The 14,728-nt window shown below is 43.8% G+C and carries 19 protein-coding genes; 5 read left to right on the top strand and 14 right to left on the bottom strand.

Going from position 1 to position 14,728, the window contains the following annotated elements:
- Positions 1 to 139: 139 nt before the first annotated feature.
- From B4K11_RS02050 to B4K11_RS02040, 3 genes are all read right to left on the bottom strand, one after another.
- Positions 140 to 310 carry a hypothetical protein gene (locus tag B4K11_RS02050; protein WP_292959206.1) on the bottom strand — a complete coding sequence of 57 codons (171 nt, stop codon included), beginning with the start codon at positions 308 to 310 and terminating at the stop codon, positions 140 to 142.
- Between the two features lie 462 nt (positions 311 to 772).
- Positions 773 to 1,087: a hypothetical protein gene (locus B4K11_RS02045; protein WP_292959205.1), complete on the bottom strand. Its 315-nt coding sequence runs from the start codon at positions 1,085 to 1,087 to the stop codon at positions 773 to 775.
- A gap of 98 nt (positions 1,088 to 1,185) precedes the next feature.
- Complete coding sequence (locus B4K11_RS02040) at positions 1,186 to 2,112, bottom strand: hypothetical protein (RefSeq protein WP_292959204.1); 927 nt, start codon at positions 2,110 to 2,112, stop codon at positions 1,186 to 1,188.
- Positions 2,113 to 2,515: 403 nt separating this feature from the next.
- Here B4K11_RS02040 and B4K11_RS02035 point away from each other — a divergent pair, with 403 nt between their 5' ends.
- From B4K11_RS02035 to B4K11_RS02030, 3 genes are read left to right on the top strand one after another with little or no spacing between them, the layout of a single operon-like run.
- Positions 2,516 to 2,767, top strand: a complete 252-nt coding sequence (locus tag B4K11_RS02035) for a type II toxin-antitoxin system MqsR family toxin (RefSeq protein WP_292951407.1) — start codon at positions 2,516 to 2,518, stop codon at positions 2,765 to 2,767.
- The gene (locus B4K11_RS18570) at positions 2,752 to 2,820 is read left to right on the top strand and encodes a hypothetical protein (RefSeq protein ID WP_414689231.1); all 69 of its coding nucleotides are present in this window, start codon (positions 2,752 to 2,754) and stop codon (positions 2,818 to 2,820) included. The genes B4K11_RS02035 and B4K11_RS18570 overlap by 16 nt, the downstream gene beginning before the upstream one ends.
- Positions 2,821 to 2,831: 11 nt before the next feature.
- The gene (locus tag B4K11_RS02030) at positions 2,832 to 3,227 is read left to right on the top strand and encodes a type II toxin-antitoxin system MqsA family antitoxin (protein WP_292951409.1); all 396 of its coding nucleotides are present in this window, start codon (positions 2,832 to 2,834) and stop codon (positions 3,225 to 3,227) included.
- Positions 3,228 to 3,620: 393 nt separating this feature from the next.
- On the opposite strand, the gene trmB is transcribed toward B4K11_RS02030, so the two are convergent.
- The 9 genes from trmB to B4K11_RS01985 form a co-directional block, all read right to left on the bottom strand.
- Positions 3,621 to 4,352 (bottom strand): tRNA (guanosine(46)-N7)-methyltransferase TrmB, encoded by a 732-nt coding sequence (trmB, locus tag B4K11_RS02025; protein ID WP_292951412.1) that lies wholly within the window; start codon positions 4,350 to 4,352, stop codon positions 3,621 to 3,623.
- 126 nt (positions 4,353 to 4,478) lie between these two features.
- Positions 4,479 to 5,270, bottom strand: coding sequence for a thiazole synthase (locus B4K11_RS02020; protein WP_292951415.1), 792 nt, complete (start codon positions 5,268 to 5,270; stop codon positions 4,479 to 4,481).
- Positions 5,271 to 5,328: 58 nt separating this feature from the next.
- Complete coding sequence (gene thiS, locus B4K11_RS02015; RefSeq protein WP_292951418.1) at positions 5,329 to 5,529, bottom strand: sulfur carrier protein ThiS; 201 nt, start codon at positions 5,527 to 5,529, stop codon at positions 5,329 to 5,331.
- Between the two features lie 4 nt (positions 5,530 to 5,533).
- Positions 5,534 to 5,914 (bottom strand): DUF423 domain-containing protein, encoded by a 381-nt coding sequence (locus tag B4K11_RS02010; protein ID WP_292951421.1) that lies wholly within the window; start codon positions 5,912 to 5,914, stop codon positions 5,534 to 5,536.
- Between the two features lie 127 nt (positions 5,915 to 6,041).
- Positions 6,042 to 6,896 carry an RNA polymerase sigma factor RpoH gene (gene rpoH, locus B4K11_RS02005; protein WP_292951424.1) on the bottom strand — a complete coding sequence of 285 codons (855 nt, stop codon included), beginning with the start codon at positions 6,894 to 6,896 and terminating at the stop codon, positions 6,042 to 6,044.
- Between the two features lie 156 nt (positions 6,897 to 7,052).
- Positions 7,053 to 8,090, bottom strand: coding sequence for a permease-like cell division protein FtsX (gene ftsX, locus B4K11_RS02000; protein ID WP_292951427.1), 1,038 nt, complete (start codon positions 8,088 to 8,090; stop codon positions 7,053 to 7,055).
- A complete protein-coding gene (gene ftsE / locus B4K11_RS01995) occupies positions 8,083 to 8,739 on the bottom strand; it encodes a cell division ATP-binding protein FtsE (protein WP_292951430.1) in 657 nt (218 codons plus the stop codon). Before ftsE ends, ftsX begins: the two co-directional genes overlap by 8 nt.
- A 33-nt stretch (positions 8,740 to 8,772) precedes the next feature.
- Positions 8,773 to 10,191, bottom strand: a complete 1,419-nt coding sequence (gene ftsY, locus B4K11_RS01990; protein WP_292951433.1) for a signal recognition particle-docking protein FtsY — start codon at positions 10,189 to 10,191, stop codon at positions 8,773 to 8,775.
- 69 nt (positions 10,192 to 10,260) lie between these two features.
- The gene (locus tag B4K11_RS01985) at positions 10,261 to 10,395 is read right to left on the bottom strand and encodes a hypothetical protein (protein ID WP_292951436.1); all 135 of its coding nucleotides are present in this window, start codon (positions 10,393 to 10,395) and stop codon (positions 10,261 to 10,263) included.
- A gap of 218 nt (positions 10,396 to 10,613) precedes the next feature.
- Here B4K11_RS01985 and B4K11_RS01980 point away from each other — a divergent pair, with 218 nt between their 5' ends.
- Both B4K11_RS01980 and rsmD read left to right on the top strand, forming a co-directional pair.
- On the top strand, positions 10,614 to 11,825 hold the full coding sequence (locus B4K11_RS01980; protein WP_292951439.1) for a hypothetical protein: 1,212 nt from the start codon (positions 10,614 to 10,616) through the stop codon (positions 11,823 to 11,825).
- A 76-nt stretch (positions 11,826 to 11,901) separates the two neighbouring features.
- Positions 11,902 to 12,525, top strand: coding sequence for a 16S rRNA (guanine(966)-N(2))-methyltransferase RsmD (gene rsmD, locus B4K11_RS01975; protein ID WP_292951442.1), 624 nt, complete (start codon positions 11,902 to 11,904; stop codon positions 12,523 to 12,525).
- On the opposite strand, the gene B4K11_RS01970 is transcribed toward rsmD, so the two are convergent.
- Positions 12,522 to 13,145 (bottom strand): TetR family transcriptional regulator, encoded by a 624-nt coding sequence (locus B4K11_RS01970; RefSeq protein ID WP_292951445.1) that lies wholly within the window; start codon positions 13,143 to 13,145, stop codon positions 12,522 to 12,524. The two genes, rsmD and B4K11_RS01970, sit on opposite strands and share 4 nt — an antisense overlap.
- Before the next feature lie 139 nt (positions 13,146 to 13,284).
- Positions 13,285 to 14,538: a M48 family metallopeptidase gene (locus B4K11_RS01965; RefSeq protein WP_292951448.1), complete on the bottom strand. Its 1,254-nt coding sequence runs from the start codon at positions 14,536 to 14,538 to the stop codon at positions 13,285 to 13,287.
- Positions 14,539 to 14,728 lie beyond the last annotated feature (190 nt).

The following is a 14,728-nucleotide window of genomic DNA, read 5'->3' as shown; positions in this document are numbered from 1 at the left end:
CGTCCACTTGCTTTGTGGTCTCTCAGTAACCTATTGGTCACGAGCCTATTCGTCATGTGTAGATATGCTCATGAGTAGATCATAAAGTCCTTCGCCCCAGTTGTGCGCCACACAACTGGGGATTTTTTTATCCGCTAAACTAATCTTTTTTATCGATCGTTACTTCAATCGTTTTGCTATCACCCGCAAACCATTTCTGCACATACAGAGAACCCACAATAGGTGCCGTTCCCTCTTCAGGAACCTCCTTGTAGCGAACACTGTTTTTGGTTTCTTTCTCGTATTCAAAAGTAACGTTTTTTTTAGACATTCATCAGTTCCTGATTAGTTTTTATTTGCTTGATGCAGAGTGGGGAAACAAAATCGCATATGAGGAGGGGTTCTACAAGGTTTTGCGTTATTGGCGTTTAGCCTCTGAGCAGGGATTTACTTTTCTTTTTAGACCTTCGGCCCTTAAGGGAAAACAACAGCTCTTTCCCTTAAGAATCCCTGAGCCGCCTATTCCTTGTTTCGCTCCGCTCAATCCCCTGTGTTTCTCTAACTCAATGGGACGGATATAAACTCGCTCCGCTCAGACAAATATCCATCTACTTCCATTGAGTTATGCGATACTCGGCTGCGTCAAAGGTGATGAAGCCGTGCCAATTTGAGGTTTTGCACACTGTAAGACTTACCCGCAAGATACTTATCAAGATCAGAACGTTTCAATAACCGACGTAGTTTCACTGCCCCCAGGTGTCGAACGCGCGTCGTAAATTGGCATGTTATATTGCTAGCAGTCCGTACGATTTATGGAATCACGGTGCCCCCACAAGCCTTCATTTTCACCAGTTGAAAGTTGAACTGCTTCGCTTTTACTACATAGATATTGAACCCTATCTTCAGTGAGATTGGTCCAGCTAGCAATGGCCCTTGTGCTTCGCCATTTTCCACCCATTGAGTTTACTTCAAGCCATTTATTCACCCGCTTCATTTCCCTAGCGTCACGAATTTTCTCATGGAGATATTGAACGATATAAACAGTTAAGCCAGCTATCGCCCCTCCTGATGCACCAACAACAATGCCTTCCCAAATATTGCTATCCATACTCAGTCCCTAATTGATACATAACACCGTTACTAATGTGTGTAAAATACTAGGCCGAACTTTTCCTTCTCTTGAGTAAATTGCTACGTAACCATTACTCAAAACCATATTTTTCTTCGGTTAAAAGCGTCCTTACCACCTTCAAGAATTTTGGCAGCAAGACTTTGAATATTTTGCTGATCGATTGAACCTTGGTTTTGAATAGGTAATGTTGCGTTTTCATTTGTAGATTCCAGAACACCAATCCATTCCGCATCACCAAATACAGGTATATTTGCGTTATGTGTAGCGAAAACAAATTGTCTAGTTAGCTTCGCGTCTCTGACTTGAGTGACAATACGCTCTGCAATAAATGCATTATCTAGGTTGTCTTCAGGCTGATCTAGTAGTAGTGGATCTTGGTTATCAAGTAAGAGCATATGCAGCAAAGCTGTGCATTGCTGCCCTGTAGATAAAGAATCTAGCTTTTTATACAACGGCTCTTCACTACTAGAAACATTTAGCTCAATACTAACCAAATCATCGATTTTAAATTCTTCGATTTCCATTATTTGTGTATGGCTGAGTTTAGACAATCTATCAGCGGTTGTGGGAGTCATTCCCCAATTTCTGCCTAATAACGCCTCTTGCCCTTTCTTAATAGTCTCTGCGAATAAAGGTGCCGAAAACTCTTCTACATCGTTCATCCATGAAAGTCTCCCCTCAGCAACATCAGATAAGCGATAACTAACGATAAGTTTTATCAATCCAAGTCTATTTTTTTCAGCTGAATAATTTACTTTTAAATTACCTTTCAACTTCCTATTCAGTTTTTTAATGCCTTTTTCAAACGCATTAGCTCTATTCGTCTTTTTTTCCGATAAATCAGCAAGTAGAGTCTCCCTTTTCGCTACTTCCTCATTCAGTTTTTCTTTCTCAGTTTCAAGTTCAGAGCACTTGGGCTTTAATCTTTCAATATTCTTAATTAAATCCCGATATTTAGCCCCTATTTGTTTTCCAGTCAAAGGCTCCGCATACCCGCCCATGCTAGACATCCACCTGTCTAATTCACTTATTGTTTTAACGCAGTCCGAATAACAAAACAAGAAACCTGACAGCTTCTTTAGATGTAGAAAGTGGCACAAACCCTCCACCTTTGACGCAGCCGAGTATCGCATAACTCAATGGAAGTAGATGGATATTTGTCTGAGCGGAGCGAGTTTATATCCGTCCCATTGAGTTAGAGAAACGCAGGGGATTGAGCGGAGCGAAACAAGGAATAGGCAGCTACGGGATTTTTAAGGGGGAGAGCTGTTGTTCCCCCTTAAAGGCTGAAAGCCTAAAGAATAAAAATCAAAAACTCGCACTGAGGCTGAGCTCCAACATTAAATTCCATTTTACAAATACCCCTTTAAGGGTAATAATAATCTAAAAGGAGCTTATTTACTGATGGAACAGAAAAAGCCCACTTATGATTTGGATGAAATAAAGCACGCGCTGAATTCTGTAACAAAACTTAGAATGACTCTGAGTGCTCGCCAAACGATGTTTAGTTTAGGCTTCGACGAAGATGATGCTATTCAAGTCATACAAGCGTTAACCCCTATCGATTTCTACAAGTCGATGGAGCCCCAAAAGCGGGGTTTATTCAATGGCAGGATGTTTATAGACCGTACTATAAAGGCATTCAGCTTTATGTGAAATTTCAACTTGGAGCTAATGGTCAAGTTGTTGTTTCTTTTAAAGAACGATAAGGAGAACAGCAATGAGTCAGCATATATGCGAACTTTGTGGCGCTCAGGCCGTTCGAGAAGAGCGGTTGGTAGATTACGATTACAAAGGACGCTCTTTCAGCCTTTTGCAACCGGGCATTTACTGCGATAGCTGCGGTGAAGCCGTATTAGAACCCGAAGGTTTGAAGGCAACCCGACTACAGCTTCAAACTGAGAAATCTAAAATTGATGGATTGCTTACCCCGCTTGAGATTAAACGTATCCGACGAAAGCTAAAGCTTAATCAAGCCAGAGCAGGTGATGAGTTCGGAGGGGGAAAAAATGCTTTCTCACGTTATGAGCAAGGTGAGGTTCAAGTCCCTAAAGCGGTCTCTAAGCTACTCTTTGTTCTGGATCACCACCCAGAACTAGCCGATGAGATTTTATAAGGCCGTTTGATAGTATCTATCAAGTCTGAGGGTCATTTCCTACCTCAAACAAAGTGAGGATATTCAAACTGGCGCAAACCCTCCCCCCTTTGACGCAGCCGAGTATCGCATAACTCATTGGAATAGATGGATATTTGTCTGAGCCTTCTTTAGAGATAAAAGGCGAGTTTATATCCGTCCCATTGAGTTAGAGAACCGCAGGGGATTGAGCGGAGCGAAACAAGGAACAGGCGGCTGTTTTACGAGAATGTACTTTTAAGGGAAAGAGCTGTTGTTTTCCCTTAAGGGCCGAAGGTCTATAAAAGAATTTAAAACGGCGCTCAGGAACTGAGCAAAAAAAAGGCCGATACACCGTATCAGCCTTTCCAAATATCAATCTAAAACGAGAATAACTTAGTTAGTTTTCTCAAACATGAGATCCCAAACCCCATGACCTAAACGTTCACCACGTTTCTGGAATTTAGTCACTGGACGCCATTCTGGCTGAGGTGAGTATTGCCCCTCTCCAGCTACGTTGTTATAGCCTTCTGCAGCACTCATCACTTCCATCATATGTTCTGCGTAGTTTTCCCAGTCTGTGGCCATGTGGAATACGCCACCGTCTTTTAGCTTTTTACGCAGTGTTTGTGCAAATTCTGGCTGTACGATACGGCGTTTATGGTGACGCTTTTTGTGCCACGGGTCAGCGAAGAACAGTTGAATGCAATCAAGGCTGCCATCTGGGATAGATTGTGCGAGTACTTCGATCGCATCTTCACAGAAGACACGGATGTTTTTAAGGCCCTGCTTTTCAGCATTGCTGAGTAAGCGGCCTACACCCGGACGGTGTACTTCAACACCGATGTAGTTTTTTTCAGGCTGGTCTTTGGCCATCTCAACCAATGAATCGCCCATACCAAAACCGATCTCTAAAACAACAGGCGCTTCACGTCCAAACACTGCATTTAGATCAAGTAGGCCTTGAGTCACCTCTAGGCCCATCTCTGGCCAAACATCGTCCATCGCTTTTTGCTGACCTTCGGTCATGCGGCCAGCGCGTAGAACAAAGCTTTTGACCGTACGCATGTGTTTCTCTTCAGCAGTGTTTTCTATGTCCTGCTGTTTGATGTTGTTTTCTTCTGACATCAATCTAACCTAAAAAGCAAAGCCTGATCTGAGGATCAGGCTATAAAATATTTCAAATAAAAAAGTAACGCTTAACCGCTTTTTAGCGGTAAATACTTAGCCTACACTTGTTTAACCAACTCTTCTTTAACTAACAATAGTCCCTTCCATCGGAGAGGAAGCGCTTGCGTATTTTTTACGTGGCATACGGCCTGCAAGGTACGCTTCGCGACCCGCTTCAACCGCTTTACGCATCGCAGAAGCCATTAGAATTGGGTTACGAGCACCGGCAATAGCGGAGTTCATCAATACCGCTTCACAGCCCATCTCCATCGCGACAGCCGCTTCTGAAGCTGTACCTACACCAGCATCAACTAATACAGGAACTTTACAGTCTTCCATGATTACGTTGATGTTATGCGGGTTCAAAATACCTAGACCTGAACCAATCATTGAACCTAGTGGCATGATAGAAACACAACCTAAGCTTTCTAACTCTTTAGCAACGATTGGGTCATCGCTAGTGTATACCATGACTTTAAAGCCATCTTGCACCAAACGATCCGCCGCTTTAATCGTATCAACAACGTTCGGGTAAAGGGTTTTCTGATCGCCTAGTACTTCTAGTTTAACGAGATCATGACCGTCCATCAGTTCACGCGCCAGCATGCAGGTACGTACTGCATCTTCTGCATTAAAGCAGCCAGCAGTGTTTGGCAAAATTGTGTATTTATCTGGAGAGATCACATCCAGTAAATTTGGCTCATCTGGGTTTTGGCCAATGTTTGTGCGGCGAACAGCGACAGTGACTATTTCCGCACCGCTTGTTTCGATCGCTAAACGTGTTTCTTCAAGGTCTCTATATTTACCCGTACCGATGAGTAAACGGGAGTTATAACTTTGACCTGCAATGATTAATGGGTCATTTTGCTGAGACATGATCTGTATCCAAAATTATTATGATTATGAGTCAATTACAGTGTGTAAGTTCGCTGTGCTAACCGCCACCGATGGCATGAACAATTTCCACTCGGTCTGAATCTTTTAAAACTGTTTCTGCATGCTGACTACGAGGAATGATTTCTAAATTCAACTCGATTGCGATACGCTTTTCGCCCAGTTCAAGCTGTGAAACCAAATCAGTCAGGCTAATATTTTCCTGCACCTTTAGCATCTCACCATTTACCTGAATCTGCATTGATTTATCTCCTGTTCGAGTAATATGCCGTGTAGGCAATCAGTAACCAACCGCATAAAAATGCGACGCCGCCTATGGGAGTAATCACCCCTAAGGCTCGAATACCGGTTAACGCTAATAGATACAAACTGCCAGAAAACAGCAGCATACCTACGATAAAAGCAATAGCCGCCCAACCTAGGCGCTTTTCACAAAAGCGAGTTGGCGCTACCGCTATAAATAACAACGCTAACGTATGGTAAAACTGGTACTCCACACCGGTCTGGTAAACCGTGTATAAGTTGGGTTCTAGTATATCTTTTAACCCATGCGCACCAAATGCACCCAAAGCAACCGCTAAAAAACCGCTCAGGGCTGAAACCAGTATGATAGGTTCCTTATTCATTAGGAATACCGATTAAAAAGAATGAGAGATTATACCGAATTTACGTCGCTGATACTGCAATCTCATCATGCTTATTACAGAAACAAAAAAGCCGCTCAAGAGCGGCTTCTTTAAAGCGCTAAGAAGATCAAGCTTCCATCGAAACACGTATCTTCTTCATCGCATTTTTCTCTAACTGGCGGATACGCTCAGCAGACACACCGTATTCAGCAGCCAATTCATGCAGAGTCGCTTTATCATCTGTTAACCAGCGGCGCGCCAAGATATCTTTGCTTCGCTCGTCCAGCTCTGACATTGCGCTCATCAGACGGCGCTGTGAGTCTTGTTCCCAATTAGAGTCTTCAACCAGTAGAGATGGGTCTGCACTTTTATCTTCTAAGAAATGTGCCGGTGCCCAAGCCCCTTGTTCATCATCCACACCTTCAGGTGCATCAAACGCGGTATCAATGGATGCCATACGGCCTTCCATTTGACGTACTGTTTTAGCGTCTACACCTAAGTCTTCAGCAATCAAATTAACTTCATCATTGTTCATCCAACCTAGGCCCTTTTTCTTAGAGCGAAGATTAAAGAACAATTTGCGCTGAGCCTTAGTGGTCGCAACTTTTACGATACGCCAGTTTTTTAGAATAAACTCATGCATCTCAGCCTTAACCCAATGCACGGCAAAGGAGACTAAGCGAACACCCATAGTTGGATCAAAGCGTTTAACCGCTTTCATCAGACCTACGTTACCTTCCTGTATTAGATCGCCTAATGGCAAACCGTATCCAGAATAGGTTTTGGCAACATGTACGACAAAACGTAGATGAGACATAACCATGCGACGTGCTGCTTCAACATCACCATCAAAATGCAAACGCTCACCCAAGGAACGCTCCTCTTCGACGCTCAATACCGGTATAGCAGTAACAGACTGCATATACGCATCAAGATTGCGCCCAGGAGAAAGTGTTTCAACAACTTGTAAGCTAGTGCCCATTAATGACCTCTCATCATTCTGCATCTTAAAAAGTTCGCAAGTATGACTCAATATTTAATACAAAAGTTCAATCTAATTTCCGCTAAAAATATAACGGACCGGAAAATATAGCGAGGTTAAGGATAAAACGCAAATATGACAGGACGATTAAATCAATTATTGGGGTTCAATTTCACGTAGATGACGGCCTACAGCCAATCTTGCACCAAATAAACCCAGCAAAATACCTACTCCAATAAGGGATAAACTATCAATAAAACCAAGCCCTTGTAGCTCAAAATCAGTCTGATACAAGGCAGCTAGATCTCCTACGGGAGTATTAATTAATAAAAGGCTTACCTGTACACACAACCAAGCGATAGCAGACCCGATCAGACCAAACCAAAAACCCGTATAGATGAAGGGTCTTTTAACCCAAGCATCCGTCGCGCCAACCAGCTTGGCCACTTGGATTTCATCTTTTCTGCTTTCAATTGAAAGGCGGATCGTATTACCCACGACTAACAGTACAGAGAGTGCGAGTAGCGCACCGAGTACTAACACCAATCGGTTAGCCAATTGAACAAATGACGCAAGGCGCTCTACCCAAACCATATCCAGTACCGCCTCTTCGACTTCAGGCAGTTCACTGAGCTGTTGCTGTAGTTTTACTAATGAGGCTTTCTGATTATCTAACGGCTGCACCACCACGACCGCAGGGAGTGGGTTTTTATCTAAAAATTCTAATACATCTGAAAAGCCAGATATACGCTGAAATTCGTGTAAGCCCTGCTCTTTTGTAACTAACTCAACCGCAGCCAAATCTGTACGTAGTAGCATTTTCTGGCTAAAGCGATCGACTTCTTCAACGGGCAGCGTCTTTTGTAGATATAACGAAATACGCGGGTCGCCTTGCCATTCACCGCTCAACTGGTGAATATTCTTCAGCCCGACAAACATAAGACCAGGCAGTGCCAATGCTATCGCCAGTACAGCAAGCGTCATTAAACTCGGTAGAGGCGTTAACAATAAGCGCAATAAAGACTCACGAGCCGTGCTTTTATGGTGGCGTAACCAACTTTTACTTTGTGAGGCTAAATCTATTTTATGTTTAGCCGCGCCTTTACTCGCCGGTACAGCACTTTCTGTAGAGGCGTTTTCAACAGGTGGGCGCTGTCGTTCAGCTCCACGTTTTACCGGCTCACGGTTAGTCATGGATTAACCGTCCTTGATCTAACTGAAGGTTACGGTAAGGCATGCGAGAAACAAGCGCCAAATCATGGGTTGCGATCAACACAGTCGTTCCGTGAAGGTTAAATTCCATAAACAGACGCATGATCTCTTCTGAAAGCGCGGGATCTAAGTTACCTGTCGGCTCATCCGCTAATAGTACTTGCGGTTTATGCACAATCGCACGAGCAATACCGATACGTTGCTGCTCACCTGTAGACAAGGTAATAGGATTGAGTTTCTCTTTATGCAGCAAACCCACTTTATCTAAGGCCGCACGAACACGTTTACCGATATCGTCCTCATCATAGCCGGAGATATGTAAAGGCAACGCAACATTATCAAAAACCGTGCGATCAAATAACAACTGATGGTTTTGAAATACAACGCCAATACGGCGGCGGTGATAAGGGATATCATCACGGCTAAACTGAGCGAGATTTTGATCAGCAATAGAAACTTGACCACGGGTAGGACGTGCCATCAGCATAATGAGCTTAAGCAAGGTACTTTTACCCGCGCCAGAATGCCCCGTAAGGAACGCCATTTCACCCCGTTTCAGAGTAAAGTCGACATCCCGCAAAGCATCATGCCCTTCAGGATATCGTTTGCTTACATTCTCAAACTTAATCATCGCTACAGATCACACCCATCCTGGGATATGCACTTAGTCAAAAAGTGCGTCAACAAACTCTTGCGATTTAAATGGTCTCAGATCATCGATCTGTTCACCAACACCAATAAAACGAATAGGTAGATCCATCTGCTTAGCGATGGCAAAAATAACGCCACCTTTTGCTGTGCCATCAAGCTTGGTTAAAGAGATGCCGGTTACACCTACACTTTCTTTAAAGATCTTCGCTTGGCTTAAAGCGTTCTGGCCTGTGCCTGCATCCAGCACTAACATCACTTCATGCGGAGCCTCTGGGGCAAGTTTCTTAGTGACGCGCACTACTTTTTCTAATTCCTGCATTAGGTTGTCTTTGTTCTGTAGACGACCTGCCGTATCAGCAATAAGGATATCAATATTTTTCGCTTGAGCAGATTGAACCGCATCAAAGATAACCGATGCAGAATCAGCCCCTGTATGCTGAGCAACAACAGGAACATCATTACGTTCGCCCCACACTTGAAGCTGCTCAACTGCCGCCGCACGGAACGTATCACCAGCCGCTAGCATGACGGATTTACCTTCGCTCTGGAATTTCTTCGCCAGTTTACCAATAGTGGTGGTTTTACCTACACCATTCACACCCACCATCAAAATAACATAAGGGCCATCATTACATGAGGTATCTAAAGGCTGTTCAGACTGGTGAAGTAGAGCGGCTAACTCCTCTTTAAGCGCTGTTTGCAACGCTTGCGGATCATTAAGCTGCTTACGCGCAACTTTGTCGGTTAAACGACTAATAATGTCCGACGTTGCGGCCACACCCACATCAGCGGTCAGCAGTAGCGTTTCAATATCTTCTAGAAGATCGTCGTCGATCTCTTTTGCACCCAAGAAAATATTGCTTAGCTGTTCGGTAAGATTTGCTTTGGTTTTACTTAAACCCGACTTAATACGAGCAAAGAAACCCTTCTTCTCTTCAACTGGAGGAGCGGGTTCTGCAACAGTTGCTGGCGCAGCTACTGGAGCAGGCTCTTCCTCGACGATGGCATCTACAATGTCATCTGCCGTCTTATCAACAGTTTCATCAGCGACATCACTAGCCACTTCATCGATTGACTCAGCAGTTTCAACAGACTCTTTCGCACTGATATTCGCATCTATCTCAGCGACTTCATCAGCAGGTTTCTCTTCCCTGCTTGTACCATTGGCTTCACTCGCTTCGAATGCTGCCGACTCATCAACTACAGGAGCTAATTCAGCTTCTGCATTATCATTCGCCTGTTCAACAGTAGTGATACTCTCCGCAACAGGGCTAGCAGCCTTTTCAGCTTGAGTCTCGTCAACAACCAAAGCTGATTCACTCGGTTCTACTGATTGCTGTTCAGTACTGAGTTGCTCTTCCTGTTCATGACTCGGCTGTTTGCTCTCTTCAGCTGAACCACCACCGAACATGGATTTGAGTTTTTTAAACATTTACCTTCCCCATACAATGGCGTAATGCTGAGCCACTGACCTATAAAATTCTATTTTGCTTTGGATCTTTTAATCTGATGAATTGTCATCACTAATGTAACGGTAGATAACCCCTAAAACGATCAATGTAACGAATCCGCCCGCATAACCGATGTAACTGGTATCCCAACCATTATTAATAAACATCTCTTGTAAACTTATCATCCGTTACTCGTTATCAAAATCCAACAAAACACGATGATTACTACCGGAAAAATCCGCAGTTCATCCAGAAAGTCTGGTATCTTATCACAGTAAAACAACCGCATAACCCAGATAAGATAAGCAAGCACGTGCAAAAGTGAACATAGCTCAAAAGTTTTACCTATTGCGCGTAAATATTTAAGATTTAACAGCCTTTTATTCGCCTGAGATCAATTTAAATGACGAACGAATATCGCCCCCTTTTTAACCGGAATTATATTACGGGCCTAATGTGGTTCAGCCTCATCGCCATTTTAATTCTCTCGTCTATGGGGCCAGGGTCTGTTGAGTACCATGAAGTTGAAACAAATAAGAGCAAAAACATCTATTGGATGGAGCTGGATGATCAGCCCATGCAGTTGGTATTACTGCTGCAAACACCTCCCGCGCTAAACACCCAGCGACAGCAATTACAGCAACTCAAAAGTCAGGTGTTGCAACAACGCTTACGGTCGCTTGCCAGCACCTCTTATAGTTTTAATGTAACACCGAGACAAGATCGTATTGAAATCGCTATACAGTGGGCGAGTGATCAAGAACTTCCTGATCTAAAAACGATTTGGCAAATATTAAGCGCACCGGTTGAGACCTCTCGCTGGGAAGATACCCTTAAAAACATTCAAGCACGCCATTATTTAGATGCTCAATCTGAAGAGCAGCAACTGATAAACCGTTTTTATCATCAATTACAGCCCAATGACCCTTCTTCACCTTTAAGCAAATTAGAGCGTGCCTACGCCGACCTTTTCACAATGCCTAGCATCGCCATAAGCGGAGAAGATGCGGAAGATTATGCAGAAATGGTCGAGGAACTTTTCGCGAAAGATATAGCCACTCATCAGTCGCCCAATATCGACAACGCGGTTCAATTAGAGATTGCAAAACAGCCGATACAAAGAGAAGTAAGCAACAATCAGGATTTTCACATACTAATGGGACAAGCAATTTCGGAACGAAACTCTGAGCGCTTTATTACTGAACGTATTACCGCACAAGTGTTACAAGATGTTTTGGCAGAGTATAAATACCAACATCAGCTAGACTTCCGAATTCTTTGGTCTGCTTTAAAAACGACGGGCTATCAGGCACTGATTCTTAAAGGCAGGCATAACCCAGAACCGATTCTGCCCCAGTTACAGCAACGTATTACGGATGAAGTCATAGAGCAAAGCCAGAACCGCTTAGCAGCAACTTGGGAGGAACGTATGCGCGAAGATGATAACCAAATTCAAGCGCTTAATTTGATCGCCTTCTATCAACTGCCAACTGATACAATGGAAGAGTATATCGATATGATTCTGGACCAAGATCCAGATGAGGTGATTCAAACCGTTAAACAAACGATGCAGATCACTCAACCTATAAGCATATTGAAAGCTCCGCAGCGTTAAACCGCGTGCGACTATATTAATTACACATCACTTATTTTCGTCAGCCCTTTTGAAAGAGGGCACTTAAGGAATACACATGGGTCGTAAGCATCCCCCACGCCGCCAAAATGTTAAAAGCACTCCCTCTCGTTCTCAATTACGTATTATTGGAGGAGAGTGGCGAGGGCGTAAACTGGATTTTTTGACGATAGATGGCCTACGCCCAACCCCTGATAGAGTCCGAGAAACATTATTCAACTGGATACAGGCTGATGTCCCCGGCGCCCAGTGCTTAGATCTATTTAGCGGAAGTGGGGCTTTAGGCTTTGAAGCCCTATCAAGAGGGGCCGAACGTGCTACCTTTATTGAACGAGATATCGCATCAGCACGTCAGCTAAATAGTAATATTCAGCACCTCAAATCGCAAAATGCTGAGGTCATTCAAGCGGATGCCGTTGAATGGCTAAAAACGAGACAGACCGATCTAGAAAGTAAGTACGATCTTGTCTTTATGGACCCACCCTTTAGAAAAAACTTAGTCGCGCCATGCTGTCTACTGCTTGAAAGCAAGAATCTATTAAAAGAGGGTGCTCTGATCTATGTAGAGACAGAATCAGAACTTACTGACCCTGACGTTCCTCCACACTGGCATGAGCATCGAAGCAAAACGGCAGGCCAAGTTACTTACCGTGTGTACACACGAGAAGATCCTCTAGGCTAGCTATCCAAGCCATAAAGAAAGTGATGAGTAAGGCACTTAATCTGTCGCTTACTCTTCACCAGGTCTGATGACATATTAAGAACGCTTGTCGTTGCCCCCATCACAACACCGAGGGCCGCAGCAGGGATAGGATCATCATGCTTAGTCGTTTTGGGCGCTATCTGCTTCTGCTTTCTCGCCTTTTTAACCATTTTCGCTAATAGTGTAAGCCAGTCTCGATGCTCTTCTTGAATATCTGCTGATATTGCTTGTAACTCAGGGGTATGGGTTACACCTTGATGAAAGACTTTCCAAATTTTGGCAGGCCTGTCTTCAGTCAAAACTCGCTGACTCCACTGAACCATAAAATCGCCTAAAGAGGCCAAAGCGTCTTGTCGTGCCGACTGCAGTTGATCTAAAAAAAGATCGTCCAACGGCAGTCGACTGCTTTCATAAAGTTCAGCAACTAAATCTGTACGATTTTTGAAATGCCAATAAAGCGCACCGTGCGTTAACCCCGCCGCTGCCGCGATATCTTTTAAACTTGTTGTAGAGATTCCTCGTTCAGCAAACAGCGTGAGCGCAGTATCCAATAACAGCTGACGGGTTTTTTCCGCTTCTTCTTTCGTCTTTCTTGGCATTGATATTCTGTACCCTGATACTAATAAAGCCTGTCAGTATATAAACTCAGCGCCAGAAATGAGTTACAGAAAGATTAAGTCTCGCTAAAATCTCAATAAAAATAATGACATAAGCAGTTAACACAACGATAAAACCAGTTTATCTCGCTTGAGCATCATCCAAATATAGTTTTGCGCCATATTTCTTTAGATCATCGACTTTAAGATTCGACGGTAGCGTAAAGCGAGCCGCAAACACCTGACCGGGTTTGATGTAACCCTTAACATGATCAACATAACGCTCAACCTTGCCGTTACGCTTCAAATACAGCCCAATCACTACATTTTTCAACATCGGCCCCTGTCCCGCGTAACGCCAACGTGTTTCTAACTTATGTGTGCCTGCTTTACGTGTGGACTCAACTTTTAATACCTGCTCCACAGCCTTAACAAAACGGGCTTGCTCTAACTGACGGCGCTCTTCTCCCTTGGCCTGCTCATGCTGAACATAGGCACCCAATGCGGTTGATAACAAAGCGGCTACACCACCACCCTCTCCAGCAGCAACCTCATTCGAGTTCTTTCGCCACAGTACATTATTGTCTAAGAGTTCAGCAGAGCGCGGATTGATCTGTCCCTTTTTATAGTAAGGCAACACCGCTTTACCTACCGCTTTCGCTTCTTTATAGCGCTCTTCGTTAACAGGGTGATCATGATGAAACAAAGCACGGGCATTACCTTCAGCAGCATACTTGCGTTGCCAGATCCGACTTGCCGCCATCGGGTCATAACCAGACAATGCGGAATACAATATACCGATCCGATCGGCCTCACGTTCACCTTCATGTGTAAAAGCGGCTTGATACCCACTACGTCTGGCAGAATTGGAACCGGCCAATGCGCTTATCTGTGCATGAGTTTGGCGTTCATATACATGGTTAGCCACGGTATGCGCGATCTCATGCCCTATAACAGCGGCTAACTCTGCGTCACTTTTCAAATCAGTCATCAATTTAGAGTGAACAACGATATAGGTACCCCCTGTCGTAAACGCATTAAAAGAATCACGTTTAATCAGAAGTGGCTGCCAACGTTCATTTTTTAGGTGGGATATCTTATGTACACGGTCAAAAATACGGACTAAGCGTTGGTATTGGCTACGGCTAATTTCAGCATTAACTGGACGCTTTTTCTGTTTTTCCTGAGCAATAATTTTTTCAACATAGGCGTTACCCTGCTGAATCTGCGCACTCCGGTTAGCCATACTCAAGCTACGCTGCCCCGTCACCCGATCACGCTCACTCACAGATTCGGCAACTTGGTATAAACTCTGGTCAACCTTTTGAAGCGCCTGACAACCCGATAAAATCGCTAATAAGGCGATAACCGCGCCCATCCTCAACGTATACGTCACTACAATACCCCTGCAACACTTATAGTCATTAGTAATAAAAATTAACTTTTTTATAACCGATGGAAATCAATACATTCCATTATAATATTTGTACCACCCGTACAATTCAGATAGTATTCCGCACTTGCAAACTTATAATCCAAAAGATCCATTTTATATAAGTTTTGAGTAGACACTAACTCCTGTGAAC

The organism is Neptuniibacter sp. UBA6509, assembly GCA_002435145.1.
Classification (GTDB): Bacteria; Pseudomonadota; Gammaproteobacteria; order Pseudomonadales; family Balneatricaceae; genus Neptuniibacter.
The sequence above is the reverse complement of the archived record's forward strand: the minus strand, read 5'-3'. Positions and strand labels throughout refer to the sequence as shown.

What these genes read in the sequence shown, in the direction of transcription:
- B4K11_RS02045 (WP_292959205.1), bottom strand. Translation starts at nt 1,087, where the DNA reads ATGGATAGCAATATTTGGGAAGGCATTGTTGTTGGTGCATCAGGAGGG.
- rpoH (WP_292951424.1), bottom strand. Translation starts at nt 6,896, where the DNA reads ATGGGCACTAGCTTACAAGTTGTTGAAACACTTTCTCCTGGGCGCAAT.
- B4K11_RS02020 (WP_292951415.1), bottom strand. Translation starts at nt 5,270, where the DNA reads ATGTCTCAGCAAAATGACCCATTAATCATTGCAGGTCAAAGTTATAAC.
- B4K11_RS01985 (WP_292951436.1), bottom strand. Translation starts at nt 10,395, where the DNA reads ATGATAAGTTTACAAGAGATGTTTATTAATAATGGTTGGGATACCAGT.
- trmB (WP_292951412.1), bottom strand. Translation starts at nt 4,352, where the DNA reads ATGTCAGAAGAAAACAACATCAAACAGCAGGACATAGAAAACACTGCT.
- ftsX (WP_292951427.1), bottom strand. Translation starts at nt 8,090, where the DNA reads ATGACTAACCGTGAGCCGGTAAAACGTGGAGCTGAACGACAGCGCCCA.
- B4K11_RS02040 (WP_292959204.1), bottom strand. Translation starts at nt 2,112, where the DNA reads ATGGGCGGGTATGCGGAGCCTTTGACTGGAAAACAAATAGGGGCTAAA.
- rsmD (WP_292951442.1), top strand. Translation starts at nt 11,902, where the DNA reads ATGGGTCGTAAGCATCCCCCACGCCGCCAAAATGTTAAAAGCACTCCC.
- ftsY (WP_292951433.1), bottom strand. Translation starts at nt 10,191, where the DNA reads ATGTTTAAAAAACTCAAATCCATGTTCGGTGGTGGTTCAGCTGAAGAG.
- B4K11_RS01980 (WP_292951439.1), top strand. Translation starts at nt 10,614, where the DNA reads ATGACGAACGAATATCGCCCCCTTTTTAACCGGAATTATATTACGGGC.
- B4K11_RS01970 (WP_292951445.1), bottom strand. Translation starts at nt 13,145, where the DNA reads ATGCCAAGAAAGACGAAAGAAGAAGCGGAAAAAACCCGTCAGCTGTTA.
- B4K11_RS02010 (WP_292951421.1), bottom strand. Translation starts at nt 5,914, where the DNA reads ATGAATAAGGAACCTATCATACTGGTTTCAGCCCTGAGCGGTTTTTTA.
- ftsE (WP_292951430.1), bottom strand. Translation starts at nt 8,739, where the DNA reads ATGATTAAGTTTGAGAATGTAAGCAAACGATATCCTGAAGGGCATGAT.
- B4K11_RS02035 (WP_292951407.1), top strand. Translation starts at nt 2,516, where the DNA reads ATGGAACAGAAAAAGCCCACTTATGATTTGGATGAAATAAAGCACGCG.
- B4K11_RS02030 (WP_292951409.1), top strand. Translation starts at nt 2,832, where the DNA reads ATGAGTCAGCATATATGCGAACTTTGTGGCGCTCAGGCCGTTCGAGAA.
- thiS (WP_292951418.1), bottom strand. Translation starts at nt 5,529, where the DNA reads ATGCAGATTCAGGTAAATGGTGAGATGCTAAAGGTGCAGGAAAATATT.
- B4K11_RS02050 (WP_292959206.1), bottom strand. Translation starts at nt 310, where the DNA reads ATGTCTAAAAAAAACGTTACTTTTGAATACGAGAAAGAAACCAAAAAC.